Source organism: Acinetobacter sp. ANC_7588 (assembly GCF_056783995.1).
Genome location: NZ_JBWYIU010000001.1, coordinates 352,382 through 372,304 on the forward strand (window position 1 = coordinate 352,382; position 19,923 = coordinate 372,304).

General features: G+C 37.0%; 15 protein-coding genes. 7 read left to right on the forward strand and 8 right to left on the reverse strand.

The features are described 5' to 3' along the window. Positions 1 to 94 precede the first annotated feature (94 nt). The 5 genes from pyrC (at position 95) to AC1M9J_RS01725 (ending at position 5,770) form a co-directional block, all read left to right on the forward strand. Positions 95 to 1,129 carry a dihydroorotase gene (pyrC, locus tag AC1M9J_RS01705; RefSeq protein WP_035266516.1) on the forward strand — a complete coding sequence of 345 codons (1,035 nt, stop codon included), beginning with the start codon at positions 95 to 97 and terminating at the stop codon, positions 1,127 to 1,129. After that, on the forward strand, positions 1,114 to 1,770 hold the full coding sequence (gene rnt, locus AC1M9J_RS01710) for a ribonuclease T (protein WP_035266446.1): 657 nt from the start codon (positions 1,114 to 1,116) through the stop codon (positions 1,768 to 1,770). The genes pyrC and rnt overlap by 16 nt, the downstream gene beginning before the upstream one ends. Before the next feature lie 215 nt (positions 1,771 to 1,985). Next, positions 1,986 to 4,493, forward strand: coding sequence for a TonB-dependent receptor plug domain-containing protein (locus tag AC1M9J_RS01715; protein WP_481595617.1), 2,508 nt, complete (start codon positions 1,986 to 1,988; stop codon positions 4,491 to 4,493). A 152-nt stretch (positions 4,494 to 4,645) separates the two neighbouring features. Further along, positions 4,646 to 5,587, forward strand: coding sequence for a hypothetical protein (locus AC1M9J_RS01720; protein WP_035266435.1), 942 nt, complete (start codon positions 4,646 to 4,648; stop codon positions 5,585 to 5,587). Positions 5,588 to 5,620: 33 nt separating this feature from the next. Continuing rightward, positions 5,621 to 5,770, forward strand: coding sequence for a hypothetical protein (locus AC1M9J_RS01725; RefSeq protein ID WP_171076764.1), 150 nt, complete (start codon positions 5,621 to 5,623; stop codon positions 5,768 to 5,770). 82 nt (positions 5,771 to 5,852) lie between these two features. On the opposite strand, the gene serC is transcribed toward AC1M9J_RS01725, so the two are convergent. The 6 genes from serC to AC1M9J_RS01755 form a co-directional block, all read right to left on the reverse strand. Next, complete coding sequence (serC, locus tag AC1M9J_RS01730) at positions 5,853 to 6,935, reverse strand: 3-phosphoserine/phosphohydroxythreonine transaminase (RefSeq protein ID WP_035266433.1); 1,083 nt, start codon at positions 6,933 to 6,935, stop codon at positions 5,853 to 5,855. A gap of 633 nt (positions 6,936 to 7,568) precedes the next feature. Continuing rightward, positions 7,569 to 10,544, reverse strand: a complete 2,976-nt coding sequence (gyrA, locus tag AC1M9J_RS01735) for a DNA gyrase subunit A (protein ID WP_481951751.1) — start codon at positions 10,542 to 10,544, stop codon at positions 7,569 to 7,571. 304 nt (positions 10,545 to 10,848) lie between these two features. After that, complete coding sequence (locus tag AC1M9J_RS01740) at positions 10,849 to 11,457, reverse strand: hypothetical protein (protein WP_035266431.1); 609 nt, start codon at positions 11,455 to 11,457, stop codon at positions 10,849 to 10,851. A gap of 232 nt (positions 11,458 to 11,689) precedes the next feature. Further along, the gene (locus AC1M9J_RS01745; protein WP_481951752.1) at positions 11,690 to 12,622 is read right to left on the reverse strand and encodes an FAD-binding protein; all 933 of its coding nucleotides are present in this window, start codon (positions 12,620 to 12,622) and stop codon (positions 11,690 to 11,692) included. An 18-nt stretch (positions 12,623 to 12,640) separates the two neighbouring features. Then, positions 12,641 to 13,393, reverse strand: a complete 753-nt coding sequence (locus tag AC1M9J_RS01750) for an electron transfer flavoprotein subunit beta/FixA family protein (RefSeq protein ID WP_035266425.1) — start codon at positions 13,391 to 13,393, stop codon at positions 12,641 to 12,643. A 452-nt stretch (positions 13,394 to 13,845) separates the two neighbouring features. Continuing rightward, positions 13,846 to 14,454, reverse strand: coding sequence for a LysE family translocator (locus tag AC1M9J_RS01755; RefSeq protein ID WP_481951753.1), 609 nt, complete (start codon positions 14,452 to 14,454; stop codon positions 13,846 to 13,848). A gap of 112 nt (positions 14,455 to 14,566) precedes the next feature. On the opposite strand from AC1M9J_RS01755, the gene AC1M9J_RS01760 reads away from it, so the two are divergent. Beyond that, on the forward strand, positions 14,567 to 15,061 hold the full coding sequence (locus AC1M9J_RS01760) for an Lrp/AsnC family transcriptional regulator (protein ID WP_092765973.1): 495 nt from the start codon (positions 14,567 to 14,569) through the stop codon (positions 15,059 to 15,061). Between the two features lie 86 nt (positions 15,062 to 15,147). On the opposite strand, the gene mtlD is transcribed toward AC1M9J_RS01760, so the two are convergent. After that, the gene (mtlD, locus tag AC1M9J_RS01765) at positions 15,148 to 17,295 is read right to left on the reverse strand and encodes a bifunctional mannitol-1-phosphate dehydrogenase/phosphatase (protein ID WP_481951754.1); all 2,148 of its coding nucleotides are present in this window, start codon (positions 17,293 to 17,295) and stop codon (positions 15,148 to 15,150) included. A 210-nt stretch (positions 17,296 to 17,505) separates the two neighbouring features. Further along, complete coding sequence (locus AC1M9J_RS01770) at positions 17,506 to 17,880, reverse strand: hypothetical protein (protein WP_481588525.1); 375 nt, start codon at positions 17,878 to 17,880, stop codon at positions 17,506 to 17,508. A 336-nt stretch (positions 17,881 to 18,216) separates the two neighbouring features. Between AC1M9J_RS01770 and AC1M9J_RS01775 the strand changes: the two genes are divergently transcribed. Next, complete coding sequence (locus AC1M9J_RS01775) at positions 18,217 to 19,887, forward strand: amidase (RefSeq protein WP_481596773.1); 1,671 nt, start codon at positions 18,217 to 18,219, stop codon at positions 19,885 to 19,887. The last annotated feature ends 36 nt before the right edge of the window (positions 19,888 to 19,923 follow it).

The window sequence follows — 19,923 nt, forward strand, 5'->3', positions numbered from 1 at the left end:
AAATAGATGTAAAACCCCTTTTATCGGCTTTTGTCGTTATCAATTTCAAGCAATATCGATTATCATCTATGTTATTTTTTCAGTAAGACTTGCCTTGAATACGATCACTTTAATCCAGCCAGATGATTGGCACGCTCATTTAAGAGATGGTTTAGCACTTCAACGTACTGTTCCTGATTTGGCGAAGCAATTTCATCGCGCAATCTGTATGCCGAATACAGTTCCACCTGTAAAAACTGTGGAAGAAGCACATGCTTATCGTGAAAGAATCATGGCGCATGTTCCTGAAAATGTAAAATTCGATCCTCGTATGGTGCTCTACTTTACGGATCATACTTCTCCTGAAGAAGTACAAAAAATTAAAAACTCTCCATATGTAAATGCAATTAAGCTTTACCCTGCTGGAGCAACCACAAATTCTGATAATGGCGTTAGTGATATACGTAAAGTGTATAGCGTCATTGAACAACTTGAAGAACATCAGGTTCCTCTCTTACTCCACGGCGAAGTAACACATCATCATGTTGATATTTTCGATCGTGAAAAACGTTTCTTAGATGAAGTTTTAGCACCGCTGCTTAAACAATTTCCAAAATTGAAATTAGTTTTAGAACATATCACCACAAGCGAAGCTGCACATTTTGTACTTGAGCAAGATCGCAATGTGGCAGCGACGATTACACCACAACATTTGTTATTCAATCGCAATGACATGTTGGTTGGTGGTGTTAAACCGCATTTCTATTGTTTGCCAATTTTAAAACGCCAGACACATCAGCAAACTTTGTTAGAAGTCGCAACAAGTGGCAACCCTAAATTTTTCTTAGGTACTGACAGCGCTCCGCATTCTAAAAATGCGAAAGAAAATGCCTGTGGATGTGCGGGATGCTATAGCGCTCCAACTGCAATTGAATTGTATGCTCAAGCATTCGATCAGGTCGGTAAAATTGAACGTCTTGAAGGTTTCGCTTCATTCTTTGGTGCGGATTTCTATGGTTTACCTCGTAATACTGAAACCATTACATTGATCAAAGAAGATCAAGTGATTCCTGAAAGCCTTGAATATTTAGATGGCGAACAGATCATTCCTCTTTATGCAGGTAAAACAATTCAATGGAGAAAAGTGTGACCACTGAAACATTACCTGTCATCGGTCAACGCTTCCGCGGGTTCCTACCCGTGGTTGTTGACGTGGAAACAGCTGGTTTTAATGCGGATACCGATGCATTGCTTGAAATAGCATGTATTCCAATCATTTACGACGAATCTGGAAAGTTTGTACCTGGTCAAGCGCATCATGCACACATCAATCCATTTGAAGGTGCAAATTTAGATCGTCGCTCACTCGACTTCATTGGAATTGATCCATTTAATCCAATGCGTGTAGCGATGGCAGAAGATGAAAAGTCTGCACTCAAACGTATGTTCAAAGCAATTAACGAGGTACGCAAACAACAACAATGCACACATGCTGTGCTAGTTGGACACAATGCTCATTTTGATCTTGGTTTTTTAAAAGCGGCAATTGCACGTACTGGAACTAAGAATCAAAATCCATTTCATAGTTTCTCGGTTTTTGATACGGTGACTTTGAGTGCTGTGATGTTCGGACAAACTGTTTTGGCTAAATCATGTATTCAAGCTGGCATCGAGTTTGATGGTAAAGAAGCCCACTCTGCTTTGTATGACACACAGAAAACAGCTGAATTATTCTGCTATATTTTAAATAAATTAGCGCCCCATTTACTTGAAACACTCGTTTCAGAGTAAAAATCTTTAAATACCCCAATATTTTAGAAATCTTGATCATCCTGTGGATTGATCTTAATTGAAAAGTATTGGGGCTTTTTGTTCCAATTTTTAACTATCGCTTTTTTATATTATGTTAATCGGAATATAGTATTGATAATTATTCTCATTAATATTGTGAAATAAGTATTATTAAATGATAATCGCTATCGTTTTTATTCTCTCAATGTTAAATCATGTCATTTGTACGCTCAAAATTAAATTTAGCCATTCTTACGATTCTCTCAACTACAGTTTGTGCAAATGAAACAGAAATAAATTCAACAGCTAATGATGATTCAATCAAACTCAATACAATTGTAACGAATGCAACTGAGCAACAAGAAGTTGGAAAAACCCTTTATACGAAGGATGACTTAGACAAGACACCCAATAGTTCTAAGAACATTACTGATTTTTTAAAAGTAAATCCTAATGTGCAATTTGGTAATAATTTTAAAAGTGGCTTACAACAAGGTGAACTTAGCCCAGCCGAAATTAGCATCAATGGCGGTTTACCCTATGAAAATAAATTTCTAATCAATGGGATGAGCATTAACAATAATATTAACCCTGTGGGTGCAACAACATCGAACTCAAATAATGAACTACTCGGCTCTAGTCAAGCTGTTGCAGTCAATGCAGACCTGATTTGTAATATTAAACTCCTTGATAGCAATGTGAGCGCTGAATATGGTGAATTTACTGGCGGTGTAGTGAGCGCAGAAACCTGCGCACCAAAAACTGAGGTAGGCAAAATTCACGGTAATATTACCTATGATTATACATCTGATTCTTGGTCTAAAATCAACTTTCCTGATCCAGAAAGCCAACAGGAATTTGAAACCTCCAACAGTGAAAAAAATCAACCTTTCTTTACTAAACAAGGAGTCAGTGCAACACTGTATGGTAATCTCACAGACCAATTAGGCTTCAATGCTTTTGGCTCTTTTCGACATTCCTTAATTACATTAAAAACGAATTTTATTGAGCCAGCAGAATTAGACCAAACACGTGCTGCGAGCAATTATGGTGTTGAACTCTTCTACACACCTTCAGATAAAACCTCATTAAAAATAGGAACTCAGCTATTTGAAAATAAAGGTGAATACTTCAATGCTACATTTTTAAACTCAGAAAACACGCAAATATCTGATAGCCAAAGTATTTATATCAATTTACAAAATAAATTAAATGCTGTTCGGTTAGAACAACAACTTAATTATCAAACACAAAATAGCTCGCGAGAGGCAGAACAGGATGCGTACGTGTGGGCTCGATCATCAACAAAAAATTGGAATCCGAATTTAAGTACGCAATCTTATGGAAACTATGGTTCATTATCACAAGAAGAAAAAAAACTGGAATACTCAATCAAAGCCTTATTTGAACCAATAAAGTTTGCGAACTCATCACACCAACTCAAAGTGGGTGCAGGTTATGGTCATTATGAAGCGTATTGGGAAAGACCTGAAGTTTCTAATAACTATTACACAACTACTATCGCTTCAAAAAATATTGAAAACTTAAACTGTTACGCTTCTGATGGTCGTCGTTATGATGCTTGTGACGAAGGCAATTCAATTGACGGGCAATATTTAACGCAACGATTTAAATATGATGCAGGACAAATCAATGTACGCCAAGATCGTTGGCATGCATATCTCGAAGATTCAATTTATGTTAATCCATTTATTCAATCTAGTTTAGGCTTAAGAGCTGATTATGATTCACTGACTCAAAATACAAATATTGCACCTCGTAGTTCATTTGTTGTGAAGCCATTTGGCAATGATCAATTATTTATCACGGCTGGTTGGAATCGCTATTATGGTTTAAACGCATTCGCCAACGAATTACAAGATCAACGAGGTCGATTACAGACAAAATTTAAGAGAAATAGTCTTTCTGAAGGTTGGGAACTCGATCCGACGTATATGCCATCCTTCAAATCAAGGTCAGAGCTGGATACGCCGTTTTCAGATGAATCTGTATTTGCTTTTAACACCAATATTTGGAACATCAATACTGGTTTAAAATATGTTCAGCGAGAGAACAAAGACCAATTACGCCAGCAGCAAGGTAATAAGTCTTATAACAACTCAGGAAAATCTGAAGCTGAAATATTAACGTTCTCTTTAAAAAATATTAAACCACTTGTATTTAAAAATTCTGTGCATTATTTAAGCCTAAATGCCGATATGACAGATACAAATCGTAATTTTGATAGCTATGAAAGCAACTACTACACAGGTACATCACAAATTTATTATGATGGCAAACTGATTAATGCTGAAGATAAACCCACTGATAATTTCAATACACCATGGACAGTTAGACTAGATTGGAATATTGGTTTTAATAATATTCCTTTAAATATTAATCATTATCTTAGCTATCGTGCAGGGACACCAGGTATGAAAAAAACCCTGAGTACCAGTAAAACTGAATTTGTCTATGAACTCGATGGTATGAAATATGACACTTACACTGCATATAAAACGAAAAATGCTTTGCATTGGGATATGCGTACTACCTATACAATACCGAGTTCAAAAAATACGCAAACTATTTTTGGTTTAACCATTAATAATGTACTTAACCGTAAAAATGAGTATTTTTCTTCCAATACATCCTCCGTGACACCAACACCAAGTCCTGAAATCGGTCGTCAATTCATTGCAGATGTTACATTTAAGTTCTAACTCATGATTCCCATAGAGCACTTAGGTGCTCTTTTTCATTTATGCCACGTTAAACTTTTGGATTGCATAAAGAAAAAACAATTCAAGACTTGAAAAATATCAATTATCCTCGATATTACATAAAGTAATTCACTCAATCTTAGAATGAGCATATGAACAATCAAAACAAACCTGAAATTATTACGATAGAAGATCAAAGCTTTGGTAGCCATGTAGAACATTGGGCGCTGTTAACTGATGATCCGACTGTTCAGGTTCCAAAATGGTTGAGTGAAGCACTAAATGCACCTGTCATGCCGATGGGGATTTGTGCTGAAGAACAAGATATGGATCCGAATGTTTGGCTAATTCAAGGACCTAAACAACAACCTATCCAATTGGTTCAAGTTATTGCTGTAGAAGACAATAAACCTAAAGCAGTCAAAACAGCCTTCCCTACTTTTGATAGTCCTTATACGTTAAACGCAACGATTGAACGTATCATTACTTGTAAGTCCAACACGCAAGCAGTGTTACAATTAAAAGTCAGTGATAACAGTGTGGTTTATGCTTTTGATAGCTTATACAGCGTGAACCAAATTCAATACCAAAAAAATCAATCTTATAAAGTCCAATTAAATGCGTGGGCTTATGAGCTAGAAAAGGTTGCTGATCAAGAACAAATTGTTGTAGATGATCCAGCTTCAATTAAACACCATCGTGCTTTAAATGAAATTTTGAGTGAACACAATGGTGTAGCGCCAGACAATTTACAGCAGCTGATCGATGCTTGGGAACCTAAATCAGATGCCGATAAAGAACCTGTAACGGTCGATTTTTCGAAAATGGTGGCTTACTTGTACGGTGAAACCATGGGTCAGGAAGATGAGGCCTGGTTCCAAGGAAAAGTGGTTGGCAAGACCCAAATGCAGTTCAACGATCAATTTTATCAACTTTATGATGTAACACTTATTTTGGAAGAAAACCAACCTGCTACACTTATTCGTATCGCGACTAAGGATGAGAATTATAAAAATTTCGAAATTGGTCAATATATTCGTGGAAATATATGGATTCAGGCGAATATTTATGCTAAAAATACATCAAATAAATAGGATTTAACTATAAAGTAATATTTAGGCTCCTAGATGAAAATTATACCGGAACAATCAACAGGCTTAATGGAACAAGCACGCCCTCGTATTCGTGTAGACAAGGGTGCTTACTGTTTCTTTTTCTTAGGTGTTTTCCTCGCTGCTTTTATTTTCCACTTTACCAATCTTATTCCAGCATTTTAATAAATTAGCGTTGATTACTTTCATCTACGTTTTAGACACATAAAAAAGCCTGTCATATGACAGGCTTTTTTACGAACTGATTTTATGCATTACGCTTCGCAAAATCATCCATAAATTTCACAAGTGCTTGTACACCTTCAAGTGGCACTGCATTGTAAATACTCGCACGCATACCACCTACTGAACGATGTCCTGCAAGATTTAACAAATTATTTTCCTCTGCTTCTTTCAGGAATTGCTTTTCAAGTTCAGGCTTCGCCAATGTAAATGGCACATTCATAATTGAACGATATTCTTTCGCAATTGGATTTGCATAGAAGTCACTTGAATCAATATAACCATACAACAATTCAGCTTTTTGTTGGTTCACTTGATGAATTGCTTCTACACCACCCTGTTCAAGCAACCATTCAAATACTAAGCCTGATAAATACCAAGCATAAGTAGAAGGTGTATTCACCATAGAATCGTTCTTCGCTTGCGCTGAATACTTCAAAATGCTCGGAATTTCTTCTTTTGCCTGATCTAATAAATCATCACGAATGATTACCAATGTTAAACCAGCAGGACCAATATTTTTTTGCGCACCCGCGTAAATAAGACCGAATTTTGAAACATCAATTGGTGCCGACAAAATACTAGAAGATAAATCTGCAACCAGTGGTTTATCCGTAGTTGGGATATTTTTAAATTGAATACCACCAATCGTTTCGTTATCTGCATAATGAACATAGGCAGCATCAGCAGATAAATTCCATGTACTTTCATCAGAAATTGCAAGATTACCATCTGCATCTTTAATACCAGCTTCGATCACGTTAATTTCGCCATAACGTTTTGCTTCTTTTAAAGCTTTTTCAGACCAAATGCCAGTATGGATATAATCTGCTTTGTTATTTTTCCCTAATAGATTCAATGGAATCGCAGAGAATTGTAGAGAAGCACCACCCTGTAAGAAAAGCACTTTGTAGTTCTCAGGAATATTCATCAACTTGCGTAAGTCTGCTTCTGCTTTTTCAGCAACAGCGACGTAGTCTGCACTACGATGACTCATTTCCATGATTGATAGGCCCTTACCCTGCCAATCAAGCATCTCAGCTTGAGCTTTTTCTAATACAGCAGTAGGTAATGCAGCAGGACCAGCACAGAAGTTGTACGCGCGCATGATTTTTCCTTTCAGAGTGAAACACAATAAAATGATGGCATTTAACCACAGATAACCATAGCTTGCAGTATATTCAACTTAAATAATTTCAATCTTGTTTTCACACTAAAGCTATTTTTTCAATAAGCTCTACATTTATCAGAGATTTATGTTTACTATATTTTGAGAGACACCGTAGTTAGTAAGTTTAAATCGCTCACTACAACAGCTCTCAATCTGACAAAATTTATTATGACTATTTCGTTGTATTGTCTTTCATTTCAAGCGAACACTTAAAACATCTCACCATACCATTCATAGCTGACTCTTTTAAAATGACTGAGTAATAAAAATCCATCTTTTATATCTTGATCTACAATTTCAACAACCATTTCATTATTTTTATCTTGAACTGCATTATAAAGCGCATCAGTATTTACAGCTGAATGTTTTGTTTATGAACAATATTCCTCAGATTCCCCTCTCTCCTTCATTCAGCTGAAATGAAAGGGTTCACTACATGCTGTTATAAACAGTGCTATTACAATCAGCAAGCTATAATTAAATTTGAGTTTCATTTTTAATTAAAATTCTTTTTTAGACTATTGTTAATTAAAAAAGGACGCTTCAGCGTCCTTTTTTAATTCCTACAAATTATTCATCTGTAGATTTTTCATCGCTATCAGTCGTATCAATTTCTTGAGTATCTACTGATTCATTAGATTCAATTGAAGCCTCTTCACCTTCAACTGATTCTATAAAATCATCTTCCTCAACAGCTTCAATCGCTTCAACACCAACCAATGTCTCGTTTTCACCTAAGCGGATTAAACGTACACCTTGTGCATTACGACCCGTCTGAGCAATTTCAGATGCACGAGTACGTACTAGCGTACCACCATCAGAAATCAGCATAACTTCTTTGCTAACATCGATCGCTACAGCACCGACTAACTCTCCGTTACGATCTGATGTCTTGATCGCAATGACGCCTTTACCACCACGTTTCTTGGTCGGGAAGTCATCCACTGGCGTACGCTTACCGTAACCATTTGCTGAAGCACAAAGCACTTCACCTGTTTCCGGAACAACGACTAATGAAACAATACGGCTTAGGAAATTAGAATCTGTATCTTCATCTTCTGAATCTACATCATTATCTTCAATTTCTTCCGCTTGAGCCAATCCAATGGTGACACGCATACCACGTACACCTTTCGCAGAACGACCCATGGCACGTACATCAGTTTCTGCAAATCGAATCGCTTTACCTTCATTCGAGAACAACATAATTTGTTGTTCACCGTCAGTAATCGCAACACCAATTAAACGGTCATCTCCAGCTAACTCGATTGCACGTAAACCATTTGAACGTACATTAGAGAACTGCTCAAGTTCAACTCGCTTGATCGTACCGTATTCAGTTGCCATAAAGACATAGAAGTTTTTACGTAAGTTTTCTGCAAGCTCAGCAAATTCAACTACTACTTCATCATCAAGATCTGTAGTTGATAATTCAACTCCTAACTCTTTCAGATGTGTACGCAATTCGTCCGATAGATCGTCACCATCTGCTAGATCAGCAAATGATTTTTCTAATGCATCATAGTGTGCAGCAATGATTTCGTTTTGCTGTAATTGAGCTTGATGAGATTTAACAAACTGACGGAAATCGGCTAGACGTTCTTTAAATTTCTTCGGTGCATCAATCACTGGCAGAATAGCAGTAATTGTCTCATTTTCATCTAATGGCAATAAGTTCACCATAGGACGACCTTTTGCACCACGAGAAGCTTGAGGCACTTCAAAAACTTTTAAGCGATAGACTTTGCCGACATTGGTAAAGCATAAAACTGTTGCATGGTTAGATGTCACAATCAAATGTTGAATGTAATCATCTTCTTTCATAGACGTTGCTGATTTACCACGCCCACCACGACGTTGCGCAGCATAATCAGAAAGTGGCTGTGTTTTCGCATAGCCTGATTGAGAAACGGTTAAAACAACTTGTTCTTCTGGAATTAAATCCTCACGAGAGAAATCTACACGAGATTCTACAATCGCAGTACGACGCTCATCACCGTATTGCTGAAGAATAAGTGCAAGCTCTTCACGAATCACATTCATCAACAATTCAAAATCATTAAGAATTGCTGTCAACTCTGCAATTTGTGCCAAAATTTCAGAATATTCTGCATGCAACTTATCTTGTTCTAAACCAGTTAAACGATGCAAACGTAATTCTAAAATTGCACCCACTTGAGTTGGTGAGAGACGATAAATATTGCCAGATAATCCAAACGGTTTATTAGGATCTTCGCCTTCAATTTCATCTGGGCGAACAGAAACTGAACCTGCTTTTTCTAATAAAGCAACTACGCCACCTGCAGACCATTCTCCTGCTTGCAAACGTTCACGTGCTTCTTGCGGATTCGCAGAGGTTTTAATGGTTTCAATGATGGCATCAATATTTGCTAAAGCAACCGTTAAACCTTCCAAGATATGACCACGTTCACGCGCTTTACGTAATTCGAACATCGTACGACGTGTTACAACTTCTTGACGATGGCGAATGAAAGCAGCAATGATGTCCTTTAAATTCATCAGCTTTGGCTGGCCATTATCCAAGCAAACCATATTAATACTGAATGAATTTTGAAGCTGAGTATTTTGGAATAAATTATTGACAATTACTTCAGCGTTTTCACCACGCTTTAAGTCAATTGCAATACGCATCCCTTCTTTATCAGATTCATCGCGTAACTCTGAAATACCTTCGAGCTTCTTCTCTTTCACAAGTTCAGCAATACGTTCAATCGTTTTTGCTTTGTTCACTTGATATGGAATTTCAGTGAATACAATCGTCGTGCGACCTGTTTTTTGGTCTTCTTCTAAATGGTACTTACCACGAATAAATAAACGACCTTTACCAGTACGGTAAGCATCAACAATACCCGATTTACCGTAAATGATACCGCCTGTAGGAAAGTCTGGACCCGAAATATGTTCCATCAATCCTTCAATACTGATATTCGGATTATTGGCATAGGCTAAACACGCATTGACCACTTCAGTCATATTATGCGGCGCCATATTGGTTGCCATACCTACAGCAATACCCGTGACACCATTAATGAGTAAATTTGGCACACGAGTTGGCATAACTTGTGGGATACGCTCTGAACCGTCGTAGTTATCTTCCCACTCTACTGTATCTTTTTCTAAATCAGCTAACAGTTCATGCGTTAATTTACGCATACGCACTTCGGTATAACGCATCGCTGCTGCACTGTCACCATCAACAGAGCCGAAGTTACCCTGACCATCAACCAACTGATAACGTAAACTGAAATCTTGTGCCATACGAACGATTGTTTCGTATACAGCAGAGTCACCATGAGGGTGGTATTTACCGATTACATCACCAACGACACGCGCTGATTTTTTGTAAGCTTTGTTATAATCATTTCCAAGCTCATGCATCGCATAAAGAACACGGCGATGAACTGGCTTTAAACCATCTCTAACGTCTGGTAGTGCACGAGAGACAATGACACTCATAGCATAGTCGAGATATGAGCTCTTCAGTTCATCCTCAATGGCAATCGGTCGAATTTCCGATACGCTCATGCATACTCCTTATTACAAACAGCTTGAAGAAACTGCTCGATTTATATAATCAATCTTGCAAAAAATTAGCCCAAAATCTATGGAGCTAAATTCTAAAACTCAGCCGAAAATTATAGCACAAATCCGTATTTTTGTCCCTAAATTTTATGGATGATCTGTTTAATTTTATTCATAAAAATGACTAAATTTTCAACACAAAATTCTTAAACAGTATTGCCCTAAAATGAATGATAAAAATCACTTTTTTGCTACTTATACATAAAAAAGATCCTCGTAAGGATCTTTATAAATACATGAATATTCTTCAATGATGAAGTTCGCGCTTGTCCGCTTTCATTAAACTAAAAGAAATTGCAAATAAGCTTAAAATCAACGGAAACTCATACAGCTCTTCGAGTAAGCTTTCATTACTATTTTCTGTGAGCAGGAGCATCCCTATAAAGCGATGATGCTCTATCGCATCAGAAACAACGAGCCCAATCACAGCCAAAACCAAGGCCCAAACTGGGATAATAGCTGTCTTAAACTTGTTCACAATCTCTGTGCGTAATTTTTGGTTCAATAGTGGAAAAACCACAGACCCAATCAATACAATTGAGATACCTCGAAAATAGATTTTTGGGACATCAGGGAAATAATCTCGCCCCCAACTGGTACTACGACCAAACAATAAAACCCACCAGCAAACAGCCCAAAGCCAAAACTCTTTCTTACCTTCTCTAAGCTGTAAAGGCTTTATGTAAAAATAGCTAATAACTGCAAAGGACAACAATAAAAGAGCCTGTAAATTTTCAATCAGACGCACGTCTTCCATACCAAACACATTGAAATGGACTTGATTAAATAATGGAAAAATTAAACATGAGACCGCGATTAGAACAAGCGGTAATGTTATTCGGGTGTCGACCAGCAAAACACAAACTCCCTCATTAATACATTGAAAGTATGAATGAGCTTAAAAAATGATGGCGAATCATATCACAATTACAAAAAACATATAAAACGGTAAATTCTGATCCCTTGATGAGAATAATCTATAATTTTGTTTTATGAGATTTTTTTGATGATTAAATATAAAAATGCTCTGACCAAGTAAAATGAAATGAATCATTACTCGATCAGAGCATTAGTACAGCAATGCTGAATTAGATTTTAGAAACTAATTCTGGAACCACTGTATTTAAGTCACCTACTAACCAGTAGTCAGCTACTGCATTAATTGGAGCTTCTTCATCTTTGTTGATCGCAACGATCACCTTAGAATCTTTCATACCTGCCAAGTGCTGAATCGCACCAGAGATACCTACAGCAATATAAAGGTCTGGCGCAACGATTTTACCCGTTTGACCAACTTGCATATCGTTTGGAACGAAACCAGCATCTACTGCTGCACGAGATGCACCTTGAGCTGCACCAAGCTTATCAGCTAATGGATCAAGTACTTTATGGTAGTTCTCACCAGAACCTACACCACGTCCACCAGATACAACAATGCGAGCTGCTGTTAATTCTGGACGTTCTGATTTTACGATTTCTTCAGATACGAACTTAGAAATACCCGCATCACCAGTAGAAGTTGCAGCTTCAACCGCAGCAGATCCACCTTCAGCAGCAACTGCATCAAACGCTGTACCACGAACTGTACCAACAACAACTGATTCACCAGACTCTACAGTTGCAATCGCGTTACCAGCATAGATTGGACGCTTGAAAGTTTTAGGACTATCAACTGCAATAATGTCAGTAATCATACTTACATCAAGAAGTGCTGCAGCACGTGGAAGTACGTTTTTGCCCGTCGTTGTAGACGCCGCAAGAATGTGTGAATAACCTGTACCAATTGAAGCAACAAGCTTCGCTACATTTTCAGCCAATTGGTTTGCATATGCAGCATCGTCAGCTAAAAGAACTTTGCTTACACCAGCAGCTTTAGCGGCTTCATCAGCAACTGCTTGAGCGCCTGAACCAGCAACTAATACAGTGATATCACCACCGATTTTTTGAGCCGCAGCTACAACGTTTAAAGTTGCACCGTTAAGTGCTTTGTTGTCGTGCTCAGCGATTACTAAAATACTCATGATTTTTATCCTTCTGTATTAGATCACTTTCGCTTCATTTTTTAGTTTTTCAACAAGCTCATCAACAGACTTCACTTGAACACCAGCTTTACGTTCAGCAGGCGCTTCAACTTTAACAGTCTTAAGCTTAGTTGCAGGATTAACACCAAAATCTGCAGGAGATTTAGTATCAAGCGGTTTCTTACGTGCTTTCATGATGTTTGGTAGAGCAGCATAACGTGGCTCATTCAAACGTAAGTCAGTCGTAATGATCGCTGGAAGTGCTAGTTCAACAGTTTGTAAACCACCGTCGATTTCACGAGTCACTTGTACTTTATCGCCTTCAACTTTAACTTCTGAAGCAAATGTACCTTGACCAGCACCAAGTAATGCACCAAGCATCTGACCAACTTGGTTAGAGTCGTCATCAATTGCTTGTTTACCAAGAAGGATAAGTTGTGGCTGTTCAGCGTCTACAACGCCTTTAAGAATCTTCGCAACTTCTAAAGCACCAAGTTGGCTGTCATCAGCTTCAACTAGGATACCGCGGTCTGCACCAAGCGCCATTGCAGAACGGATTTGTTCTTGCGCTTCTTTAGGACCAATAGAAACAACAACGATTTCTGAAACAGTTCCTTTTTCTTTTAAGCGAACCGCTTCTTCCACTGCGATTTCACAGAATGGGTTAATTGACATTTTAACGTTAGTAAGGTCAACCCCACTATTGTCCGGCTTTACGCGAACTTTAACGTTGGCATCAACCACACGTTTTACAGCAACAAGAGCCTTCATGTAATCCTCGGCTGTTTTAACAGAAGTAAATATTCAGAAAAGTTATAATAACTCTTCATTTAAAATTTTTAGGTGTCCTATCTTGCAATGTGTTTGGCATTTCGGTCAAGTCACAATTCACAAAACTGCTGTAAAAAAGCGTAATTTTCGTTGAACGGAGCGTTCACAAAATTATTTTGTTAATAAATTTGTCAGCTTTTCAATATTTTTTGTAAAAAATTAAACTTTGATTTTTAATATTTTTTTAATTTATTAACTACATCAGTTGAATTGATGCTGTAGACTCTTATTTTACGTTGAAAAGCGTTGGCGTGAGTCACCAAATTTGAGGTAAAAAATGTCATAACAGACAGCAAAAATTACAATAACAGCTATTCTTTTTGAGTATAATTTAACCAAAGTTAAATCTATTTGAATAGAAAGCGCAAACATTAGTTTGCGCTTTTTTAATGTTAATTCACAATGAGCCATGTTGCTGCCAATGAAAGCATCACTCCCGAACCACCATCAATCCATTTTTGACGTTTTTCATTTATCCCTGTTTTCTGTGTCAAAAATGCAAATACAAAACTCAATGATGAATAAATAATTAAGCATAATCCAATGAAGATTAGGGATAAGACAATCCCCTGTCCCATAATCGAAGAGGTATGCTGGTTAAGAAATTGAGGCAAAATCGCAAAATAAATAAGCATACCTTTAGGATTAAGTAAGGATGTTATAAAACCGCGTCGAATCGGACTAATGACCTGACTTTGTTTAATTTCAATATTTTTGTGATTAAGCGCAGATCGAATCAAATTAAATGCCAAATAAAGCAAATAACAGATTCCTAACCATTTGATCGTTTCAAAAATAATAGGGAAAGAAATAATGATAGCCGCAATACCCACAACGACTAAAAAAGAATGGACGAAATAACCCAAACACACCCCTAAAGTCGCCATAACGCCTGCTTTCGCATTTTTACCCATTACCTGTGACAGAATAAATAACATATCCGGACCAGGCGTAAAAATAAGAGGGATAACTGTCAAAGCAAATAACCAATAGGTAGACATTTTCTTTCTTCCATCATTAATGAAAATGAAAAAAAAGTATCTTCGAATTTACATAAAATAGGATTTCAAATATTCTATTTATTCTTTAATTTTTAGAATTTAATTCTAATATATGAAAATAATATCTAAATCAATTTCAGTTAAATTAGATCGTATCGATAAAAGTATCATTCATGAACTTCAAACCAACGGTCGAATTCAAAATAATGATTTAGCCAAAGAGATTGGCTTATCACCATCCTCTTGTTTAAGACGCGTAAAAATTCTCGAAGATGCTGGAGTCATCCAGCAATACACAACCATTGTTGATCCTCAAAAAATCGGATTACAACTTATTCTATTTTCGCGTATTTGGTTGGTGGGACAAGACGCTGAAACCATCGATACTTTTATTGAAGCGATGAAAGAACTCCCTCAAGTCATGGAGTGCTATATTATTTTGGGCGAATGTGATGCGATGTTAAAAGTTGTCGTACCTGATTTGGAGAACTATCGTAAATTTCAGTCAGAACACTTAACCAAAAAAAATGGGATTACCAGTGTGAAAACGGATTTACCCAGTCAAATCATTAAACAAAGCTATCAACTGCCCCTGCAATCAATTTAATACCATTAAGCAATCGATCCGACTGACTTTTCAGATCGGACCGATTATCCATTTTGATCAAGTTAAAAAGTTAAATGTTCAATGCTTTAAGTTTTTTCAACCTCGATTTTTTCATTCAAAATTTTTTCTAGAAGTACATGCTGATCCACTGATTCACTCAATTTAGGATCACAAATTTTGAGTCTCCGTTTCAGCTCTTCCTGCAAATACAATTGATCCTCAAGTTCCAATTCAGTTTGACTAAGTTGCTGAGCTAAATGCCGAATCACACCTTCAAATCGTTGATTTTGCTTCAATATAACGTATGCATAACCCAATACAAGCCCTTTGAAAATTTCCTGATAAGGCTTGCCACGTTGAAAATTGTATGCCAATGAAGATAGTACCCGCTCACCAAAACCTAACTTACGATATGGGTCTCGTGCCACTCGATCACATGGGTCTTTATAAGCCGTCTCACAAGAGTCGATAAAACTCTTCGCCAACAATTCTAAATTTTCTTTTCGATGTGGTAGTAGATCCTTTAATCCAACTTTAACCTCATGGAGTACTGCCAACATAAATTTAGAAATTTGCTCATCAGACAGTGCAATCCCGATCGTTTCATACTGTCGAAAACTTGCAGCCCATGCTGTCATTGCATGCACACCATTCCACATGCGATTTTTGATTAACTGTATCTCTTCAATCTCTTCAACCAGAATCATTTGGCGCATTTTTGCCAATAAAGGGCTATTATTTTCTACATAAAGTGGCATATCTGTTTCGGCATGAAATAAGATTAATTCTAGATTCTGTAGAATATGCGCCGATTTGAATTTTTCGTATAGATCGTCAATATACTGAGTAGCCAATTGTTCTTGTTCAGCATTTAAACGCGTCCCTTCATCCACATCCGTCACGTCTAAATCATGCTCATCCTGCACATGTCTAAAAATATTGTATTTGATTTTTAACTGTCTAAATAGTTTTTGATCTGTAATTTTCGCTACCATTCGATTGACTACTGTATCGCAAAAATAGTGCTGCGACATGATGATATTGACTGTCTTCGCATCCGTAATTTCATGCAAAGCACTACAAATTTGTTGTTCAATTAATGATTTTGCGCCTACTTTGTTTAAAACAATTAAAACTGTTAGAGGATTCAACTGTTCTTCAAAATGGATATAACGCGCATACAACCCTTGAGCAATGGTTTTAGCCTCTTGCTCGATTGCCTTTTCAGGTAAACACAGTGCAATTAAACTTGATTCAATATACATGTGCTGCATCATTTCAATATTTGATGCATCTATGACGGTTATATTGTCTATTCGCTCGTCATGAGAGTGTTGCCCATAACGAATACTGTAACCACCAAAAGTATTCACACTATTTCTATAGAGTGAATTCCGCGTTGAAGCATAGATTTGTTTTGGTCGAGTATATCCATCCCAATGAGACAATACTTGGGCAATATAGCCACCACCTATTGCCCCAAAACCATGTATCCCCACGACATGCTGATTTAAAGTCTGAGGAAAAGAGTCAAATAGAGCAGGCATTTTTAATTTTGGTGTAAATTGATTCAAATCTTCCAGAAAATCATGCATGCTTTCGTAAAAGAAATTCGCTTTTTCGAGCATGGTTGAATTAGGTTCTTTGATATCTTGAAGTAATACCGTTAATCCACCCGCTTCAAACGCCGACATCATTCCATTTTCTGAGTCTTCAAACATTAAACATAAAGTTGGATCAATGTTCAGTTGCTCAGCAGCTTTTAAGAAAATTTCTGGGTGTGGTTTTCCATTAGCAACCTCATCTCCGCATACGATAATGTCGAAAAACTTATATACATTGGCATTGATTAAATACTCTTCAGCTATTTCACGTCGACTCGAAGTTGCTACTGCCATTTTCAGATTGGACTTTCTTAAACGTTCAAGAACTTGCATGAGTCCAAATTTAATCGGCACTCCGTATTTTCTTACATGCTCAAGTTCTAGCTGATCTGCTCGCTTTCTAATTTCCGCATACGGTACTTCTTGACCATATTGCTGATTTGCCAGTTTTTCGGCACTACGAGCACTTAAACCCAAACAAGATAATAAATAGGCGTCTGTAAATTCGACACCAATGAGTTCTAATGATGCTTGCTTCAACGTTTGAAAACGAAGTCTCTCCGTATCAAACATTGTGCCATCCATATCAAAAATGGCGGCATGGATATTATTTTCATGAAATTTAATCATTTACCCCTCTCCAAAAAAATTCAAAATTATTAGACAAGTGTAAAGAATTTGACTGAATCGAATGAGCAGAATAAATATATGAAACAAAATTGAACGTTATTTAATCAATAATTTTATCTTTATGTATTGAGTTGTTGGAAACGGGTAAATTTAATTTTCTATAAAGTAACAGAGCTAAAATTATTAGCCCTGTTTTTTAAATGATTTTTTTCAAACTTGATTGAGCGCCGCCAAGTAATCACGATGGACGTGACTCAATTCAATAATAGGATATTGTTCTAGTTCAAAAATTTTCCAAACTTCAATAAAGTCTTCTTTCAAATCAACTCCTTGATCTGCAATAGGTCTTTCTTGCCATTGCTGATCAGAAATCCACAAATAAGTCTTAGATGCTATTGGATCAATCGCTTGGATTTTTCCTTCAGTATTAATACCCTGCACATAGGCATTGTTGGGGAGAGCGGCCTCAATCATCGGTAAATTGATTTCCACAAAATGTTTCACCTGACGTAAACCATAACCTGCAAAAATGTCTTTTTGTGCTGAAGAGAGTTGCTGATACTTTTGATCAATATTGTCAATCATGGCTTGACCTAATCATTCCTGCAAAATATTTTTTAATTTGTATACAACTTAAATCCATCTATTAAAGTTATACCTTAAAAATCGTATTAAAAAAATTCAATTCGAAAAATTTAAGCTAAAGTTCAAGGGAAAATTATTTTTAAAAGCGCAGCTTTCAAAAGCTCAATCCCAACAATACATTATTTTTCAAATAATTTTATTCGCATTAAATTAACGCATTTTATTTATATCAATGGTTATTAGCTATTTTCTGGAGCATAAAACTGTAAATTTCATTCATTTTTAGAGTGGCACATTCATTGCTTAACCAGTTTGAACTTAATCTGGGGAATGCACATGATCACATTTAAAAAAACTCTGCTTGTTGTCACGATAGCAACTTTCTTAACAGCCTGTGGTGACAATGAAAGTAGCACAAATAATTCTAACACGCCGCCTCCTGTCCCGTTTAATCCTGTAGAAGCAACCATTAGTGATTTGCATAACTCGATTTTAAGCAAAGGTTCATCTTGTGTTGATGTTGTGCAAGGATATTTAAATCGTATATCAGCTTACGATCGACAAGGTCCAGAGCTCAATAGCATTATTTCTTTAAACCCAAATGCACTTAAAGAAGCAGAAGTGCTCGACCAACAATTTGCAAAAAATTCGAAACTTTCAGGACCTCTTCACTGTGTCACTGTACTCGCTAAAGACAATATTGATGCTGTAGATATGGCGAACACAGCAGGTTCTGTAGCATTAAAAGATAATTTTCCACATGATGATGCCTATATCATAAAAAATATCAAAGAAAATGGCGGAATCATTTTAGGAAAAGCCAATCTTGATGAGTTCGCTTTCGGCTTTGGTGGAAAATCAACTCTAGGTGATCAAACTAAAAATGTGTATGACTTAAGTAAAGGCCCAGGTGGTTCATCATCAGGAACTGGCGCTGCCATATCTGCAAGTTTTGCAATGGTGGGAATAGGAACTGATACGGGAGGGTCAATTCGTGTGCCTTCATCAGTACAGGGTCTTGTCGGTTTACGACCATCTTTACGTCTTTTGAGCCAAGATGGAATTATTCCACTGGCACCAACTCAAGATACTGCTGGACCAATGTGTAGACAAGCTATTGACTGTGCAAAATTAATGGATGCAATGATCGGATTTGATAGCTCATTAAGTTCAAATCAACGTAGTGAATTTGCACGTACTTCTCCTCTTCTAAAATCAGAGTCTGCTTACCGCGAATTGATTAATCAACCGAATAGCTACGTTCCTCATGACACTGTAAGTCTTGTAGGAAAGCGTATTGGTATAGTACAAGCACTTTACCCTTCCGAAGGTTCAACCACTCAACAGAAAGAAGACTACAATCTCGTTAAAGAAGCAATGGATAACGCAATTACTAAACTTGAAGAGGCAGGAGCGACTGTAGAAATAGTTACAATAAGCGATCTAAATACAATTTTGACACGTTATTCGAGTCTTTCAAGTGCTGAATTTAAAATATCACTTACAGAATATCTAAAGACCACAAGAAGTATTTACCAATCGTATGAAGATTTACTCGCTAGTGAACTAATGATCCGTAACTTCAGCGGCTATAATTCTGATCCAACAAGTGCATCATATATTGAGAATTATGAGCGCAACACCACTGAAAGAAGTCCTTTCGTGCGCTTACGCATGAATAGCGCTTTAAATAATGTTGAACTAGATGGTACTCGTAAAGGCTTACAATACGACGCTTTAGCCTACCCTTCTATTACTGGGTTTGCTGGCAATTTAGGAAGTAGCCCGACCACAGGTACAAATAATCGCCTAAGTCCGTTTAGTGGTTTTCCTGCATTATCTATGCCTGCTAAATCAGTGAACTCAAGTCGCAGTAGTTATCCTATGAATGTTAACATCGAGTTTATTGCTCGTGAATTTGATGAGCCGACTTTATTTGAAATCGCAGTCGCATTCCAAAAAGTGAATCCCGCACGTATGATACCTATACACACACCAGCACTTTAAACAGATAACTTTATCATTCAGTACAGTATTAAGTAT